The 17611-nt window shown below is 67.3% G+C and carries 13 protein-coding genes; 9 read left to right on the top strand and 4 right to left on the bottom strand.

Annotated elements, in window-relative coordinates:
• Positions 1-139 precede the first annotated feature (139 nt).
• Complete coding sequence (locus H6717_25695) at positions 140-589, top strand: winged helix-turn-helix transcriptional regulator (GenBank protein MCB9580449.1); 450 nt, start codon at positions 140-142, stop codon at positions 587-589.
• Positions 586-1152, top strand: coding sequence for a cytochrome c (locus H6717_25690; protein ID MCB9580448.1), 567 nt, complete (start codon positions 586-588; stop codon positions 1150-1152). The genes H6717_25695 and H6717_25690 overlap by 4 nt, the downstream gene beginning before the upstream one ends.
• Positions 1153-1349: 197 nt before the next feature.
• On the opposite strand, the gene H6717_25685 is transcribed toward H6717_25690, so the two are convergent.
• On the bottom strand, positions 1350-3131 hold the full coding sequence (locus H6717_25685; GenBank protein ID MCB9580447.1) for a hypothetical protein: 1782 nt from the start codon (positions 3129-3131) through the stop codon (positions 1350-1352).
• The gene (locus H6717_25680) at positions 3132-4526 is read right to left on the bottom strand and encodes a sigma 54-interacting transcriptional regulator (protein ID MCB9580446.1); all 1395 of its coding nucleotides are present in this window, start codon (positions 4524-4526) and stop codon (positions 3132-3134) included. It abuts the gene before it with no gap.
• A 222-nt stretch (positions 4527-4748) separates the two neighbouring features.
• Between H6717_25680 and H6717_25675 the strand changes: the two genes are divergently transcribed.
• Positions 4749-7205 (top strand): hypothetical protein, encoded by a 2457-nt coding sequence (locus tag H6717_25675; GenBank protein MCB9580445.1) that lies wholly within the window; start codon positions 4749-4751, stop codon positions 7203-7205.
• Between the two features lie 93 nt (positions 7206-7298).
• On the opposite strand, the gene H6717_25670 is transcribed toward H6717_25675, so the two are convergent.
• Positions 7299-8165, bottom strand: a complete 867-nt coding sequence (locus H6717_25670; protein ID MCB9580444.1) for a S1 RNA-binding domain-containing protein — start codon at positions 8163-8165, stop codon at positions 7299-7301.
• A 108-nt stretch (positions 8166-8273) separates the two neighbouring features.
• Here H6717_25670 and H6717_25665 point away from each other — a divergent pair, with 108 nt between their 5' ends.
• Both H6717_25665 and H6717_25660 read left to right on the top strand, forming a co-directional pair.
• Entirely contained in the window at positions 8274-10034 is a 1761-nt protein-coding gene (locus H6717_25665) for a sel1 repeat family protein (protein MCB9580443.1), read from the top strand.
• A 126-nt stretch (positions 10035-10160) separates the two neighbouring features.
• The gene (locus tag H6717_25660) at positions 10161-11684 is read left to right on the top strand and encodes an SBBP repeat-containing protein (protein ID MCB9580442.1); all 1524 of its coding nucleotides are present in this window, start codon (positions 10161-10163) and stop codon (positions 11682-11684) included.
• On the opposite strand, the gene H6717_25655 is transcribed toward H6717_25660, so the two are convergent.
• Complete coding sequence (locus H6717_25655) at positions 11681-12112, bottom strand: GatB/YqeY domain-containing protein (protein ID MCB9580441.1); 432 nt, start codon at positions 12110-12112, stop codon at positions 11681-11683. The genes H6717_25660 and H6717_25655 overlap by 4 nt on opposite strands.
• Before the next feature lie 112 nt (positions 12113-12224).
• Between H6717_25655 and H6717_25650 the strand changes: the two genes are divergently transcribed.
• The 4 genes from H6717_25650 to H6717_25635 all read left to right on the top strand — a co-directional run bounded on the left by H6717_25650 (position 12225) and on the right by H6717_25635 (position 17453).
• Positions 12225-12584, top strand: a complete 360-nt coding sequence (locus H6717_25650) for a hypothetical protein (GenBank protein ID MCB9580440.1) — start codon at positions 12225-12227, stop codon at positions 12582-12584.
• 187 nt (positions 12585-12771) lie between these two features.
• Positions 12772-15468 carry a hypothetical protein gene (locus H6717_25645; GenBank protein MCB9580439.1) on the top strand — a complete coding sequence of 899 codons (2697 nt, stop codon included), beginning with the start codon at positions 12772-12774 and terminating at the stop codon, positions 15466-15468.
• A 155-nt stretch (positions 15469-15623) separates the two neighbouring features.
• A complete protein-coding gene (locus tag H6717_25640; protein MCB9580438.1) occupies positions 15624-16373 on the top strand; it encodes a hypothetical protein in 750 nt (249 codons plus the stop codon).
• A 174-nt stretch (positions 16374-16547) separates the two neighbouring features.
• Entirely contained in the window at positions 16548-17453 is a 906-nt protein-coding gene (locus H6717_25635) for a hypothetical protein (protein MCB9580437.1), read from the top strand.
• The last annotated feature ends 158 nt before the right edge of the window (positions 17454-17611 follow it).

Genomic DNA, 17611 nt, shown 5'->3' with positions numbered 1-17611 from the left:
GAGTTCTGCTGTTGGATCTGCAATCCGCGTCAGGATCGTCGCGGGCGCCGGCGAGTGGAATCTGGAAGGGGGGTGAGCTCCCGCGGCGCCACCGGATCCGTTAGTTGCGCACGCAACCAATTCTGCTAAGCCACGGGCCGTGGCGAACGGAGACGCGGAACGATTGCGACAGCTGGTGCAGACCTTCGTGCGCCGCTTTGGGCTGCTCTTGGGCGACCAGACGCCCTGCGGGCAGCCCATTTCCGTTTCCCATGCCCATGCGCTGATGCTGCTCGCCGCCAGCAATGGCGCCCTGAGTCAGAGCGACCTCGGCCAGGGCCTGGGCGTGGACAAGAGCAACGTTGCCCGCGTCTGCGCTCGGATGGAAAAGCTCGGTCACGCACGGCAGACGCGCGCGCCGGACGACGGCCGGAGCCGCCTGGTGAAGCTCACCCCCGCCGGGCGCAAGCTGGCCGCCAGTGTGCAGCGTTCGAGCCGCGAGCGTTTCGAAAAGCTCCTGGCTCGCATCCCGAAGCAGAAGAGAAAGCGAGTGCTCGAAGGGCTGGCTGCCCTCGACGAAGCGCTCTCCAACCCTGGGAGCTCATCATGAAACGAGCCGTGTCGTTCGCCCTCGCCCTGTTTGCCGTCGCCTGCCAGAGCGGGAGCAGCAGCCCACCCACCGCCGAAAGCTCCAAGCCCCCGCCCCCAGCGGCTCCCGCCGCGCCGGCCAAGGGCCCGGAAGCGATGCTGGACGCCATGGATTCCCGCACGGCGGTCCCGCTGATCCCCATGATGGCGAACCATCAGAAGCAGAACATGCGAGATCACCTGCTGGCCGTGCAGGAGATCACGCTGGCGCTCGCCAAGAAGGACTGGGACACCGTCGAGAAGTCCGCGGCCCGCATCAGCTCCTCGCCCCAGATGACGCAGATGTGCACCCACATGGGGGCGGGGGCGCCGGGCTTCACGGAGGCGGGGCTCAGCTTTCACTCGACGGCGGATGGCATCGCCAAGGCCGCCAAGGACAAGGACTCCGCTGCGGTGCTCACGGCGTTGGGCAAGACCTTGGAGACCTGCACCGGTTGTCACTCGCGCTTCAAGCAGCGCATCGTGGACGAAGCAACGTGGACGTCACTCACCAAGCAGGCCGCTCCCACGCATCCGATGCACTGAGCTAACGGCGCGGGCCGACGAAGCGATGGTCGCAGTGCGCGCAGCGCCAAGGGCGTAGACCCAGGACTCGCTTCTGAAGCTTCTCGAGCAGGTTGCGCGTTCGTGAACGATGCACGTCTTTGGCGCCACACCGGGGACAACGCATGCTCGGGGTGTAGCGCGCTTGCGCTGCAACGCAGTGACGATTGCGTGAAGCGTCACCACTGCGGAATGCGGAACCAGGGCGGGACGCGGCCCTTGCAGGACGCGACGCCCCGCTGCAGGCGGCGAACGGACGCCCGGAAATCCCGCCACACCACGTCGTCGGCGCGTGAGTGACACTCGACGCACACGCCGACCTGCAGCACGCGGCGCTGTTCGTCCGCATTCAAACCGCGTGCGTCCGCGTGGGTGCCCCGGGCCGGAGCGGCAGGAAAGAGGCGTGTCCAGCCGTCGTCGTGCGCGGGCGTGAAGCGGGGAGCCGCCGCCCCGAGCTCGAGGCGCCCCGTACCCAGGCCCAGAGCGGTGGCCGAGCGGTGGCACGACGCGCAGCTCCGCGCGCGCTTCCCCGTGGTGTGCGGATCGAAGGTGCTCACTAGCCGGAGCTCGCGCTTTTCTCCGCCCGCCGCCGTGGCATCCAACGTCGCGATCATGCCGGGGGCCCCGGGCTGGATGCGGTCGCCGGCGACGGCGAGCCCGGGGGCGCCGTAGCCCATGCCGTCGTTCGACTCGCGCCAAGCACCGGACGCTTCTGCGGCGCGCCCGAAGTCCCACTGCTTTCCGCCGGGGTCGAAGGAAGTGTGGCAGCTGGGACAGGTCGGGATCCAGGCGGAGTGGCACGCGGCGCAGGACAGCCGATCGTGTCCCTTCAGGGCGTGGTTCGCGTCGGCCGGGGTCTGCTTGACGACGAGCGCCGCACCGCCGCTCTTGGGCTCGAGCTGCCAGGTGCGCGGCCCACTCGGGCGCAAATTGGAGACGGGGGTGCCGCGCGCACCCAGACGCACGCGTTCTTCGGGCGCGCGCTGTTGCTTGCGCATGCGGAGCAGATCCCGACTGATGGGGTCCTTCACCTGCTCCCAGCGCGCGTCCTTCGCCGGGCCGTGGCAGGTCTGACACCGTATCTCGAGCTGCTGTCGCGCGCGCGGACGCGCAGTGCCGTCCCCCATCAGCTCCGTGTGCAGGTGGCAGTCCACGCACTCGAGACCCGCCGCGTGGTGCACGTCCTCCGGCAGCGAGCAGCCCTTGCGGCCATCGAACAGGGTCGTCGGTTTCTCACACGGAGTTGCGCCGGAGATCTCCGCGAGCCCCTGATAGGAGAGCGAGAGGCGTGCACTACGCGAGTGACAGCCCAGGCACTGACGATCCGGGACCACGCCGAAGATCACTGGGTGTGGATCGCCATCCGTTCGCTTCGAGGCGACGTGGCACCCACTACAGCCCGAGCCCACGCCGCGAATGGCGTCGTCGCGATTGTCCTTTCGGGTACCGAGGTGACAGCCCCCGCACAACCGCCGGACGTGGTCTTCCCCAGGCGTCGGCGCCTTGGCCGCCAGCACCTCGGCCATCGACTGCAGCGTGTTCGGCTCCGGGATCTCTCCGAACGCCCAGCGATCGACCGACACGATGCCGCGACCCGTCGCCATCAGCGAAGTGAGCACGCGCTCCGCTTCGCGGGCGTGGCAGCTGCCGCACGTCTTCTTCACGGTGGAAAGCGCCCCGGGCTCGGGCTCCATGCCGGCGTGCGCCGCCTCCTTGGTGGACGCTTCGCGGTCCCCCAGGTGGCAGGAGGCACAACCCACCAGAGCCGCCGCGTGCGCCCCGCCGGGATCGTCCTTGGGGTCCGAGTGGCACGCGACGCAGCCGTCCGGTGGCGCCGCCCCCAACGTCGCCGGCTGCGTTTTCGGTCCCCGCAGCAACGCGACACAAAGCAACGCCACCAAGCCAACGAGCGCAGAGCTCGAGATGGCCACCATGCGCAAGTAGCGTTTTTCGTCCAACACCTACTCGAGCCCGAGCGCACGCATGCGCCGCCACAGGGTAGTGCGACTGATACCGAGGGCGTCCGCCACGGCTTGGCGGTTCCAGCGATGGGCGTCGAGGGTAGAGCGCAGCTTGGTCGCTTCGTCGCTCTCGCCCTCCGGCGGCGGCGTTGGCGCCACCGCGGGCCAGGGCGGCGGCTCTTCGCTCTTCACCCGCGGCTCGGTCTCGTCCGGCGGCTCCGGAGCGTCCATGCGGACCTCCGGCGGCAGGTGCTCGACCTGCAGCGTTTGGCCCTGACACAGGGCAACGGCGAACTCGAGGGCGTTCTCGAGCTGGCGCACGTTGCCCGGCCAGGGGTAGCGCATCATCACGTCCAGAGCGTCGGGCGACAGCTGCAGAGCGCGCTCCGCGCGGGAGGTGATGCGAAGCAGGAGGTGGTGCGCGAGAGGGCCGATGTCTTCCGGCCGCTGCCGCAGCGGTGGAATGGCGATGGGAACCACCCGCAGCCGATAGTAGAGGTCTTCTCGGAAGCGGCGCTCGCGCACGGCGCGCTCCAGATCGACGTGAGTCGCGGCGATGATGCGCGCATCCACCTCTCGGGTGTCGCTCTCGCCGAGCCGCGAATACTCGCGCTCCTGGACCACACGAAGCAGCTTCACCTGCAGCTCCGGCGACATCTCCCCGATTTCGTCCAGGAACAACGTACCGCCGCTGGCGAGCTCGATGGACCCGCGCCGGTCGCGCACGGCACCGGTGAAGGCGCCGCGCACGTGGCCGAACAGCTCGCTCTCGAGCAGCGGACCGGGAATGGCGCCGGTGTTCACGGCCACGAAGGGCCCGCTCGCCCGCGGCGAGTGGGCGTGGATGGCGCGGGCGACCACCTCCTTGCCCGTTCCGCTCTCGCCGGTGATGAGCACCGTGGCCTCAGACTCGCTGAGCGCCTCGACCATGGACACGATCTGCAGCATTCCCGGTGAGCGGGCGAGCAGGGCGTCGTCCATCTCGTTCGGTAGCCCCGGCGCATCTGCAGGTCGGATCACCACGATGAAGCGCGCGCGATCGTGGAGCACCCGCACGTCCGGTCCCGGCAACGGCGCGACGGACAGGGACACGAGCTGAGCGCCCGTGCGCGGGCACTTGATGAAGGCGCGCCGCCCCTCCGCGCGGTGCCCTTGCGACAACGCGCGATGCAGTGCGTCCCCCGGGACGAACAGCCGGCTGCCGAGCAAGTCGCTCACCGAGCGACCCAGGAGTCGATCGCGCGTGCCCTCGCACACGAAGGTGTCGAGGAAGTAGCTGGCCTGCAGTACGTGGTAGGCCGCATCCAGGATCAGCACGGCGCGCCCCAGCGCAGCGAAGCTGGTCTCGACGGAGTGCCAGGCGTCCTGGCGGGCGGTGTCTTCCGCGGCGGACATGGGCGGGGGATCTTTATCGCATTCACGCGCGACGCGCGGACGCGCACTGACGGGTGCAAGGGGGTGCACGGTCGTGCACGCGACTTCCCGGAGCCGGTGCAAGGGCTTGCACGAGGTTCCGCGGCGGACCAACAAAATCTAATGATTTCAGCGAGTTGGTTTTTGGCATGAGTCGTGAAAAGGGAGCGGCACCTGCTCACCAAAAAGGAGAAATCACGACCCATGTCTCGCACCACCGCCTTCACCTCCCTCGTGCTCTTTGCCGCTCTGCTCGGCGGCTGCTCCGCCTCCACCGACGCCTCCCAGGGCAATGGCGTGGATCCCGCCAGCGACGCCGACCATGACAACGTGCCCGCGGCGCAGGACAAGTGCCCGGAAGCGGCCGCCGGTGAGTGGACCGACGCGCAAGGCTGCGGCGAGAGCCAGGACGGCGACGGCGACGGCGTTCCGACCGATCAGGACTTGTGCCCCGACACGCCGGCCGGCGAGGCCGTAGACGGCACCGGCTGCAGCGCGAGTCAGGACCCGAACGCGGGCAGCGGCGGTGCTGCTGGCGCGAGCGCTGGCACGGGCGGCAGCGCCGGCGGCTCGAACGCAACCCCCGGACAGGACGGAGCCGTCGCCCCGAACGGCTTCGCGAGCTTCACCCTCGACCCCAAGGGCAAGCTCCCGGTCGCGCTGAAGACCTTGGCCAAGAACGTCAAGGCCTTGCAGAACGGCTTTCAGATCGACGGCTCGCTCTTGGTTCAGCTGCCGAAGGGCCAACAGCTGCTGCTCGCCGAAGCGCACATCAAGCTCGAGTACGACTCTGCCAAGGGCGAAGGACTTCAGTCCGTGAGCGGCACCTGCCGCGTTCCGTTTCCGGCCTTCGGCCTGGGCGAGAACGCCAGCTTCGACGACCTGGTGTACGCCAGCATCGGTTGGGACCTCGGCAAGAACATCGAGAACGTCGACGCGCCGATGCAGGACGACCGGCACTACTTCTACCTCACGTTCTCGGCCGGGCTGGGCATGAACCTGGGCACTGCGAAGGTGAGCGTCCCGGGTGGCACCAGCAACACCATCGTGATCGATCCCTTCGACCCCTACCTGTTCGTGAAGGGTGACTTGCTTTCCTTCGGCGGCCTGTCTCCCATCGACGACGCCGGAATCGGGATGTCCTGGCAGGGCCTCATTCCCTTCACTCCGGCGAACACCTGGGGCGTGGAGCAACAAGCCAAGCCGTTCAACGGTCACCTGTGGCTCGAGGGCGGCATCTCCCTCGGTCCCAAGATCCCGCTCAGCATCTCCGGTAACACCGTCATCGACGTGGACCCGAACGACGACGGCAAGAGCGTGTTCGTGGATCCCGCCGGCGGCATCCAACTCGGCGCCAACGCGGACCTGGCGGTGTCTCTCGGCTACAAGAAGCTCCCCATCACGCTCGACATCCCCGTAGCCAGCGCCACCGTCGTGGCCAAGCTCACGGACCAGGAGCAGTGGGCCTACTTCAGCGGCAAGATCGCTCCGGACAAGACCGGCCTGCCCCCGGTGATTCCGGTGTCCTTCGATCAGAGCGTGCAGGTGGCTGGCTACCTGAACAGTGACATCGAGCAGTCGTTCTTGAAGGCCGAGGGCAGCTACAAGATCAACGCCAGCTCCATCGAGGCCTGGACGGGGATCAACCTGTCGGATCTCGGCGTGGCGCAGGCAGATCTGACCATCGACAAGAACGGCGTGTTGGTGACCGGCACCGCGACCACCAGCTTCGCTCCCGTCGTCGGCCTGAACGGCAACGCGGCCGTGGAGGCCTTCTTCGGCGGCACCCCCACCAATTGGTACGTGACCATGGACGGCCAGCTCGCGGTCAAAGGCATCGACCTGTCCGCCAACGCCCACGCCAAGCTCGACTCCACGGGCATGTTCGTCAGCGGCAAGTTCCAGACGCCCCTCTCGCTGGTGGACATGAGCGGCAACATCACCAAGAACGGCGTCGACATCCAGGGCAAGGCCCAGGTTTCGATCCCCATCGTCGCCGGCAAGGAGATCGCGCAGTGGGTGACGGACGCGGCCGTGTGCGGCACCGAGGCCGTGACCGACGCTGCCGTGTGCGGCTACCAGACCGTCACCAGCGGCGCGGCCTGCGGCTACAAGACCGTTACCAGCGCGGCCCAGTGCGGCACTAGCTACGTGAAGGACGGCGCCAAGTGCGGCTACACCTACGCCAAGGATGGCGCCGCGTGCGGGTACACGACGGTGACCAGTGCGGCCCAGTGCGGCGTGAAGGTCCTGAGCGGCTGGGCGGAGTGTGCCGGCTCGTGCATCAGCGGCGGCTTCACCAACTGCAAGTGCGAAAAGGCCAAGACCTGCCAGGTGGCCAAGAGCTGCAACGTGGAGAACAGCTGCAGCGTCGCCAACACCTGCCAGGTGGCTGCTTCGTGCAGCGTTCCGGCCTCCTGCCAGAAGGTGAAGACCTGCGAGCAGAAGGTGACCATCCCCGACTTCGACTACGGCACCTTCGTGGGCGAGGTCACGGTCAAGATCGGCAACAGCGGCCTGTACGGCGACGTGAGCGGCCAGTACTGCACCACCAACAACAGCTGCACCACCATCGCCTCGGGCAGCATCGACATGACCAGCGGTACGCCCAAGGCCTGCGTCACCGTGCCCGGCCTGGGAGACTTCTGCGGCCAGTTCTGATCACCCTCGCCACCTCCACCCCTGCGGCGCTGGTCTCCGGACCGGCGCCGCTTTTCTTTTGTCGGTTCGCCGCGGAACCACGCTGGCGTGAGGTCAGCCTGTGCTGCGGCGCACTTCGGTCACGGCAGTGAAGCGACGGTCGAACGGCGCTTCTCCGACGACCTTGCCGTCGCGATACAGCACCACGGATTGCCCGGCTCCCTCCGCCTCCATCACGACGCCGTCGGCGCCCTCTCGGGAGATGCGCAGCGTTTCTTGGGGCCGCGGATCCGACCCCTCGGGCTCTCGCGGTTCGCTCGCATCCACGCCCGCTCCCAGCAGATCGAACCACAGCCGCCGCCGAAAGCGCGCTTCTTCGTCGGCCGTCGCTCCAGCAGCCACGGCTCGCTCCCACTCCACGTCCTCGGAATGGAAGTCGCGAACGGGCCGACGCGTCAGACGCCGACGGCTCAGCACCAACCGTCGATCGCCGCGCGCGATCTCCGCGATGACCACCTCCACCGTGGCATCGTCCTTCAGCCCCGGCGCGCTCTTCGGGTCCCAGGCCAGCTCGGAGATCGGCAACAGCCCGACGACACCCTTGGCGATCTCGAGGTCGTACCCGTTGCGCGAGGATCCCACCACCTTGGCTTGGACCTTGGAGCCCACGTCGAGTGACTCGGGGAGCCGCCGCCACGGATCGTTCGCGGGATCGATCATCGTCAGCAGCACTTTGCTTTCGCTGGCGTCGACTCGTTTCACGAAGCAGCGAAAGGTCTCGCCCGGTTCGGTGTACTTGTGCCGGAGCTCCCTATCGTCCTGATCGGAGCCGATGTCCTGCATCTGGATCGTCCCGGACAGCTCGGTGCCCTGCACCAGCACCGTGAAGCCGAGCGCGGACTTCTCCTTCAAGACGGCCTGCACCTGTGTATCGGGGGGGTGGGACTTGGCGAAAGCTTGGTAAGTGGCGACCTCGGTCATGATTCGGGGCCACTTTACAGGACCCGGTCCCAATCATCGGGCGACAATGCGCCGGGAGCGGCGTTTTTTGTGAAGTTTGCGGGGTCAAGCGGCTAGGCTGCGCGCGCTTTGACGACCTACGAGCAGGAATCCAACGCGCCGGTGGTGTGGACCGCCATCGGCCTCACGGCCGCGGCCGCCATCGGCATCATCTTCTGGCTGTGGTGGCGCAGCGCGCACGCGGGTGACCTCCAGGCGCTCCAGGACGCTTGCAAGGGGGGCGAGCAGGCCGCTTGTACCGAGCTTTGCTCGCGCGTCCCGCCGGACGTGGACGCCTGCGTGAAGCTCGGCCGCGACTACTCCGAAGGCAAGAACCCCGACTTCATCCGCGCCGCCCGCTATTTCGACAAGGCCTGCACCGCTGGAAGCCCCGAGGGTTGCGCCCGCATCGGCCGCGCCCAGTACAACGGCAAGGGCGTACCCCGCAACGTGGACGCCGCGGCCAAGAGCTTCGAAACGGCCTGTGGCAAGGGTAACCAGCTCGGCTGCGCGGGGCTCGGCCATTTGCTGATCTTCGGCCGCGGCGGCAAGGGTCATGACCCCAAGCGCGGCATCCAGCTCGCGGAGGGTGCCTGCAAGGCGGACGAGCAACGCGGTTGCGCGCTCTTGGGCCTGGCCTACCTGAACGGCCTGGGGGTGAAGCGCGACGCCGAGAAGGCCCGGGAGTACTTCGAAGCCTCCTGCAAGAAGGGCGAGGAGCGCGGCTGCCTGGGCAAGGCGATTCTGCTCTATCAAGGCCAAGGCGGTGTCGAGCGCGACGCAAAGAAGGCGTTTGGCATCTTCGAGAAGGCGTGCAACGGCGACCTCACGGATGCCTGTGCCTACGTGGGCATGAGCTATCTCACCGGCGTCGGGGCGGAGCAGAACACGGCGCGCGGAGTGCGTGCCCTGGAGCACGCCTGCGAGGACGCACCGCCCGCCGGCTGCGCCCTGCTGGGAGAGCTCTACTCCGGCGGGGGCAGCGAGCGGCCCAACCCGCAGAAGGCCATCAGCTACTTCCAGCGCGCCTGCGACCACGGGCTGCCGGACGGCTGCGCTGCCGTGGGCCGCGCCATGCTGGTGGGAGCCCCGGGCTTGCCCCACGACGAAAAGAAGGGCGCGAAGCTGGTGACCGACGCCTGTGAATCGGGCAGCGCCCACGCCTGCACCACCCTGGCCATGCTGGAGGCCAGCGGCGCCGGTCCCATCGCCCACGACCCCAAGAAGGCGGTCGCGCGGGCGAAGGACACCTGCGACCAAGGCTTCCCGCCCGGCTGCACCTTGCTCGGCGGCATGGTGATGCAGGGCCTCGACGGCAAGCCGGATCCCGATCGCGCGACGCCCTTGTTCAAGAAGGGCTGCGAGGGGGGAGACGGCAACGGCTGCGGCTATCTGGGCGCCGCGCTGATCGAAGGCCGCGGCGTCAGCCGCGACATGGATCGCGGCCTCGAGATGTTGCACACCGCGTGCGAGCAGATGGGCTCGCTACAGGCGTGCTCGATGCGCGCGCGGGCGCTCACGCTGGGCGCCGGTGGCAAGGGCAAGGTGAAGGAAGGCGTCGCCTTGGCGGAGCGGCTGTGTCAATCCGGAGAGCTCTCGTCCTGTCTGCTCGCGGGCATCGCGTACATCCAGGGCAAAGGCATCAAGCGCGATCCGAAGCGCGGCGCGCGCTTCATCGTGGTCGCGTGCGCCGCGGGCTTCCCTTCGGCCTGCGAGCTCCAGAAGCGACTGCCCCCGAAGGTGGTGGAGGAGCTTCAGGAGGAGATCAAGACTGCGCAGACGCCCGCCGCCGCGCCTCCACCCGTGGCCGCGCCGCCCTCTCTCTTGGGTGGCGCCGCACCCATGCAGTAGTCGTCGCCGTTCCAGCCAAATGTTGGTTCGCCGCGGAACCTCACGGGCCGCCGACGGCGCGCAGGTCGAGGCGGATAGCGGAATTCACTACTTCGCCGCTGGTGTCGCGCGGGTAGCGTAGTCAGCATGAGGGCGGCACTTCTTGGGCTCGGCATCGTGGTGATCGCGGCCTGCGGCGGCGGCAACAACGACAACGACAACAACCATCAAGGATCCGGCGGGAAGAGCACGGGCGGAGCCAGCTCGGGGGGTGCCAGCTCCGGGGGCACCAGCTCCGGGGGCACCGGCGGCGCGACGGGGGGCACCGGCGGCGCGACGGGGGGCACCGGCGGCGCGACGGGGGGCACCGGCGGCGCGACGGGGGGCAGTTCGGGAATGGACGCCGGAACCGACGCCAGCGCCGGCAGCGGGGGCATGGCCGGCAGTGGCGGCGTCGCGGGCGCTGACGCGGGTTGCCTGCCGTGGACCGGGCTGCCCACCCACGTCCCCACTTGGAACAAGAGCTTCGGCACTCCGCTGAGCGACCGCGCGTACGCCGTCGTCACCGACAGCAGCGGCAACGCGTTCGTGGCGGGCGTCACCGACGGCACCCTGGGCGCCACCAGCTACGGCGGCAGCGACGCCTACGTGCGCAAGGTGAGCCCTTCCGCAAATGAGCTCTGGACGCACCAGTTCGGCAGCACCAGCGGCGGCAACGAGGACGCCTATGGCATCGCCATGGACTGGAGCGGAAACGTCCTCGTGGGAGGCATCACCGCGAAGGGCCTGACCGGCGCGAGCCAGGGGAAATTCGACGGCTACGTACGCAAGCTGACCGATGGAGCCACGGCGCCCACGGTGGCGTGGACGCACCAGTTCGGCACTTCCGAAGACGACTACGTGCTCTCGGTGGCGGCCGACAAGTACGACAACGTCTACGCCACCGGACGCACCCTGGGCTGGCTGGGGGACGACGACGCGGGAGCCAATGCCGGCAGCAGCGACGCCTACGTGCGCAAGCTCGACGGCATCGGCGGCGTGCAGTGGACACATCAGTTCGGCACCAGCGCCGCGGATCAGGGCTATTCCGTGGCCACGGACCTCATCGGCAGCGCCTACGTCACCGGCTACACCGAGGGCGACCTGGCCGCTCCCAATGCGGGGGGTTGGGACGGCTTCGTGAGCAAGGTGAGCCCCGCCGGCAATGAGCTCTGGACGCGGCAGTTCGGCACCGCCGGCGCTGACGCGGGCTTCGGCATCGTGGCCGACGTGTTGGGCAATGTCTACGTGGGCGGCTACGTGAGCGGGCAGGTAGGCTGCAGCAGCGGAGGCGGCGCTGACGGCTTCGTTCGCAAATACGACTCCGACGGCAACGAGCTGTGGACCTACCAGTTCGGCGGACCGGACTTCGAACAGGTGTTGGCCATCACCATCGGCAAAGGCAAGGTCTACGCCGCCGGTGTGCGCTACGACGCCACGACCAACCTCGATTCCTTCGTGCTGGCCCTCACCACGGACGGCGCCCCGCTGTGGATGCAGGTGTTGCAGAACACCGCCGGCAAGGAATACGCCCAAGGCGTGTTCCCGGATCTCTCCGGCAACGTCTTCGTCGTCGGCTACGAAGGAACGCTCAACGCCAACCAGGCGCTGATCGCGAAGCTCGCGCCTTAACTGCGCAAGCTCTTGACCGCGGCGGCCACGTCCTTGCCATCCGCCGCGATGCCGGCACCCTTCAGGTGCTTCATGGCCACGCCGGTAGCTTGCCCGTCGTTGCCCGCCGCACGGATCTGCTCGTGCACGGGCGCGAGCTGCGCCGCGATCTCCTCGGGCGACAGCGTCTTCGGCAACAGAGACTCGAGGATCACGATCTCCTGCTCCAGCGTCGCGCGCTGGGCCGCGTCCGTCACGTTGTCCAGCGTCTCGCGGTTGCTCTTGACCAGCTTCTTCAGGACCTTCTCGCAGTAGGCGTCGGTGATCTCGGTGCCGCGCGCTTCTTCCGTCTGGATGTCCCCCAGGGCGACGCGCAGGACCTCCTTCTCGAGATCGTTCTTTGCCTTCATGGCGGCCATGATGCGTTTCTTGATGGTATCGACGAGCACGAGTGCCTCCGGCGGGGAGCGTACCCCACTTTCAGGGCTCAGGAGCTTCGTGCATTTCTTGACGGTCCGCCGCGGGAACTCGCGGACGGCGCGCGGTGCTACACTGCGCGCGATGTCTCGACGCTTGGCGTTCGCTTCGGCGCTGCTCGCCGCTCTGACCGCATCCCTCGGCGCGTGCTCGAGCGACGACGGCGGCTGCAAGAAGGACACGGACTGCAAGGGCAGCCGCGTGTGCAGCGGTGGCCAGTGCGTGGATCCCGGCGGCGGCAGCGGCGGCGGCGGCGCCTACGCCGGCTTCGCCGGCACCGGCGCCAGCGCGGGTACCGGAGCAACGGGCGGGTCGAGCTCCGGCGGTTCCGGCGGCGGCGGCGGTTGCGCCGACCAGTGCAAGACGCCCGCCGGCACCTGCTGCTCGGGCCCCAACGTCTGCGCCGCGGTCCCACCCTGCGTCGGCAATCCCTGCTGCTCTTGACCGCGCCTGCGACAGTTCCCGTCGCAGCACGTTGACCACTTGTTCAACATCATGTCGCGGTGCAGCCGCAGGAAGTGAGTCGCGTGTAGGTCCCGGTGTGCGTGTGTTCTCACGTTGACCGCGACGGCAGCGCGGGATAGGCTTCGTGGATGGGTGGGGTTATTCGGCCTGCCCAAGGGGAGTAGCAATGCCGCAGAGCCGCAGAGCCGCAGAGCCGCAGAGCCGCAGAGCCGCAGAGCCGCAGAGCCGCAGAGCCCTTCTGCTGTTCGTCGCCATCGCGTTCGTCTTCTTTCCACGGGTGACCCACGCCCTCCCCGCCCCATCGCGGGATGAGCTCGGAGACAACGTCCGGGTCATCACTTGGGAGCCAGCGCTGCCGCTGCCGGGGCTGAGCCGCTTCGCGCGGACGTGGCTGCAGGTGGCGCGAGTGCGAAAGCTTCCACCCTCGATAGCGAGCCGAGTCTACGCCGAGCGCGAACGAGCGCTGCGCGCGCTCGTGCAGAGCCGGGAGTTCCGCGACCTGCTCGGTGCTCGCACGGACGTCGACCAGCTCGTGCCCCTACCGGGCAACCCCGATGCTCGCGCCGCCGGCTTTCAGCACATGTTCCAAGCGAGTCCAGACGCGCCCGCAGCCCGCGTCATGAACGCTCGCGTCAGCGTTCACTTCGGCGTCGATCCCAGCACGGTCTCGCTGGTCACCAGCTCCTTCCAGCCCGACCTCGAGCCGCCTGCTCTGGAGGTGCTCGCGGATGAGGCAGCGCTCACCGCCATCGACTACGCGCGAGAAACCGGGGCCGGGGAGCTGGCCGTGGCGCCAACTTCTCCGCCGGAGCTGCAGGTGCTCCGCAAGCCCGCACCTCTTGGCGGTGCTCGGCCACGGTCCATGGTTCGGCGGGCAAACGATCGCGACGCGTGGCGGGTACGACTCATCAATCCCGATGCCGCCGTGTCACAGGCCATCGACGTGTTGATCGACGGGTTCACGGGCGAGGTCCGCGAGCTGAAACCTCTGACCTTCGACGGGAACTTCGACCCTGGCGGCGACCCGGCCGACACGTACAAGGCCATTCCGATACCGCAGCTCTATCCCATCTTGAACCTGGTGCTTTGTTGGGTGTTTGACGGGTACGGAACGGACCCAGAAGGCGTTGGGAGGTACATTTCGACGGCGCGCTATTCTTGGGCCGAGTTGTATGCCGGCGAAGATCCGTATCTCGATCGTCCCTACGCGATGGTCTCGTGCAACGAGCGTCCGGAGCGGCTTATTGGGGCCCAAGATGTGATCACGTTGCGGGCCGATACTCTGGACGTGGGCCTGAGCTCCATGTTCCGCGACAACGACGACATCTGGTTCGAGGAGATCGACCCGCAGAACCCCACGGGCGTCGAGCACGCAGTCAGCTCCCAGTTCTGGGGAGAACGGGCAGTACGCACGTTGAAGAAGCGAGGCTACGTCTCCCGCGTGGCAGGAGGACAGCCCGTGCGCTACGTGGCGCAGTATACCAACCAGTACAAGAAGGACTTCGCCAAGTACATACCGTACGAGCCGACGACCTTTCCGACGGGGGTTCTCGAAGGCAACGGAATCGTGAAACTCGGGAGGCCTGGGCCAGTATTCCGCACCAGCGCCGGTGCTTCGTTCGTTGCGCACGAGTTCGCGCACTCGGTCTACTACGACGCCACGGCCACCAATCCCTCCGACAACAGCGAGATGAAGACGATCGACGAAGGCTTGGCGGACTGTTTGGCAATGGTGGCGCTCAACGACGCGCGCCTGGCCAACCTGCCCCCGAACCTGCCGAACGAGCTGGGTCCGCAGTACCAGATCTTGGGTCCCGAAGCGCCCTTCCACCTTTCCGCGGGAGACTACGAGGACCCGACGAAGGTCGCGCTCGGTTTCCCGAATCTCGCAAATCCTCATGACAGCTTCGGTCCCGGCGCTTCGAACTTGCCCTCTAACCTGGTGTACACGTACTGGGCTGGGCAGCAGAGTCAGGTGCTGCTGCCAGGGCTCGACACCTACGAGGCGAACTCCACGCTGCTGGGTGGCGTCTGCAAGCTGCTGGTCACCGGCGGCTTCAATCCCCAGCTTCCGACCAGCGAGGTCGAGACTTTCGCGCTCGGGACCCCGCTCGGCCAGCCGTCGACCGGCGGCGGAGCAGACTGGGATGTGGGCCATGACCGGCTCGCTCAGCTTTTGCTCTACACCTGGACGGAAGCCAAGAGCACGCCACCGACGTTGCACGATCTCATCGACATCATGGCTGCGGACACGGAACAACTCTCCAAGACCGAAGGATGGAACTTCACCGCATCCCGCGAACGCATCCGGCGGACCTTCGCGCAATACGGTTTCGGCCGTGGCCAAGAACAGACGGGGAGCCACAACGCGCAGGACGTCAGCAAGCTTGGCGGCAATGCCGCCATGAACTTGATTGGAGTCGGAAGGCGCTACGGGCGGGTGATCACCGGCAGCGTGTGCACGGGAGAAGAAGACTTCTTCGCCGTGAACGAGCGCGCGGCCGCCGGCGACACCCTGCACTACAATATCTCCGGTAGCGGCGGCAGCAAGTTCGAAGTGCGGCTCTACCGCGAGGGCCCCTGCGCCTTCGAGGAGGGCGTACCCAAGAACTGCTCGAAAGCGCGTCAGCTCTATCCGCAACCAGATTCGACCGGCGCCACGCCGCAATCGAACATCGACAATCCGCAGCCGAGTGCGAACGTGACCTTCATCGCTGGAGACGGACCCGGCGATCCACCGGGCAACCTCTATCATCGCTGGTTTGTAGGTGTGCGCCTGGCACAGGCTCAGGGCTCTTGCGAGGACAGCTACGACCTCGAAGTGGGGATCGTGCGAGCAAGCGGGAACGAGGTGTACCCATGAAGACTGCCGTCGTTGGAACCGTGGCCGTCGCACTGCTTCTGGTCGGATGCAGTCGAACTCGAAACGAACCGCCGCCCCAAGAATCACGGCCCGATGCGGCTCCGGCCTACACAGGGTATCCGCGAGTGTCTACCGGCGTGAGGCTTACCTGTTCCGTGAACACTGACGGTCAGGTCGACTGTTGGGGCCGGGACGCCGAGAAATTTTCGCTCGGGGACACGGAGCACCTGCTTGACATCGATGTCGGCGGCACAGAAGCCTGCGGCATCCGACGGGATCACACGCTCCTCTGCTGGCCGGGGGAGCGTGGGCGCTGGGGAACGCCCTTGGACTGGCCGAATGGGGCGTTTCGCAAGGTTGCTGTGGGCTACGGCGCCGCCTGCGGACTCCGCACCGACGGCACGCTCGCCTGCTGGGGTTCACCCGCTCACGGAATCACCGACCCACCCGAAGGCGCATTCCTCGACGTGGACCTGGGCCCCAGTCACGCCTGCGCACTGCGTTTGAATCGCACCGTGGTGTGCTGGGGCTGGAACGTTGACGGCGCCACCGACCCGCCAGAAGGCCAGTTCGTCAACGTTTCCTCCGGCGGGGGAAGCTGCGCGCTTTCTGAGGCCGGCATCGTGAGTTGCTGGGGTCTCGCCGGAAAGTCGTTCATTGGCCGCCACGCACGCATGGTCAACGTCGGTGACTTCGGCACCTGCATCATCAATGACGAAAAAGAGCTCGAGTGTGAAGGGAGTCACCTGACCCCTCCGCCCGCTCTGCCCCGGGGTCCCTTCGAGCAGATCGACCTGGGCGATGAACACGGTTGCGGCGTGCGCACGGACGGGAGCATCGCCTGCTGGGGTCTGAACGACTTTGGCCAGACCAGCTACGGAGAGTCCGCACCTCGACAGCACTGAGTCCAAGCGCGCGGGATCCGAGGTTCCGCGGCGCACCAACATCAATTCGGAATAGCCGGTGCAAGGCTGTCGATTGGAGCCGTGGATGTTCCGTCTGCGTGCGCTCAAGGCAAGTTCCTGCGATGATGAAAGCAGTGGGAATGCCGCGTCGCGCGAAGGGGTCGAGGTGCACTCATGAGAGCGTCCATCACCGGAGCCATCACCATCACCCTGCTGGTGGTTGCTTGCGGTCGAACCCGCGGCGAGCCTCCGCCTCCCAGCCCACGGCCCGATGCGGCTCCGCCGTACACGGGCTATCCGCGAGTATCTGCAGGCGTTGCCCTTTCCTGCTCCGTCAATGCAGATGGCCAGGTCGACTGCTGGGGCCGAGACGCCGAGAAGTACTCCTTGGGCAACACGGAGCGCGTACTCGACATTGACGTGAGCGGAAGCAAAGCGTGCGGGATCCTACGGGACCACACGCTGTTGTGCTGGCCCGGTGAACGCGGTCGCTGGGCGACCCCGCTGAACTGGCCGGACGGGACCTTTCGCAAGGTCGCCGTGGGCTTCGGCGCCGCATGCGGACTCCGCACCGACGGCACGCTTGGCTGCTGGGGTTCACCCGAAGAGGGGATCACCGACCCACCTGAGGGCCCGTTCCTGGACGTGGACATGGGTCCCAGCCATGCATGCGCACTCCGTGCAAACCGCACTCTCGTGTGCTGGGGCTGGAACCTTCACGGCGCCACCGACGCGCCGGAAGGGGAGTTCGCGAGCGTTTCCTCTGGCGGCGGCAACTGTGCGCTTTCCGAAGCGGGGATCGTGAGTTGCTGGGGCGGCGCTGGTAAGTCGTTCGTCGGCCGGCACGTGCGGATGATCAACGTGGGCGACTTCATTACTTGCATCATCAATGATCAAAGGGAGCTGGAGTGCGAATGGGGTCACGTATCCCCGACCCCTCTCCCTCCTGGTCCGTTCGAGCAGATTGATCTCGGCGACTATCATGGCTGCGGCGTGCGCACGGATGGAAGCATCGCGTGCTGGGGGCTCAACGACAATGGCCAGACCAGCTACGGAGAGTCCGCACCTCGACAGCATTGAGTCCGAGCGCGCGGGCACCGAGGTTCCGCGGCGCACCAACATCAATTCGGAATAGCCGGTGCAAGGCTGTCGATTGGAGCCGTGGATGTTCCGTCTGCGTGCGCTCAAGGCAAGTTCCTGCGATGATGAAAGCAGCGGGAATGCCGCGTCGCGCGAAG

Source organism: Polyangiaceae bacterium (genome assembly GCA_020633235.1).
Lineage (GTDB): Bacteria > Myxococcota_A > Polyangia > Polyangiales > Polyangiaceae > JACKEA01.
Note: the sequence above shows the minus strand (reverse complement) of the source record. Positions and strands in the feature narration are given on the sequence as shown.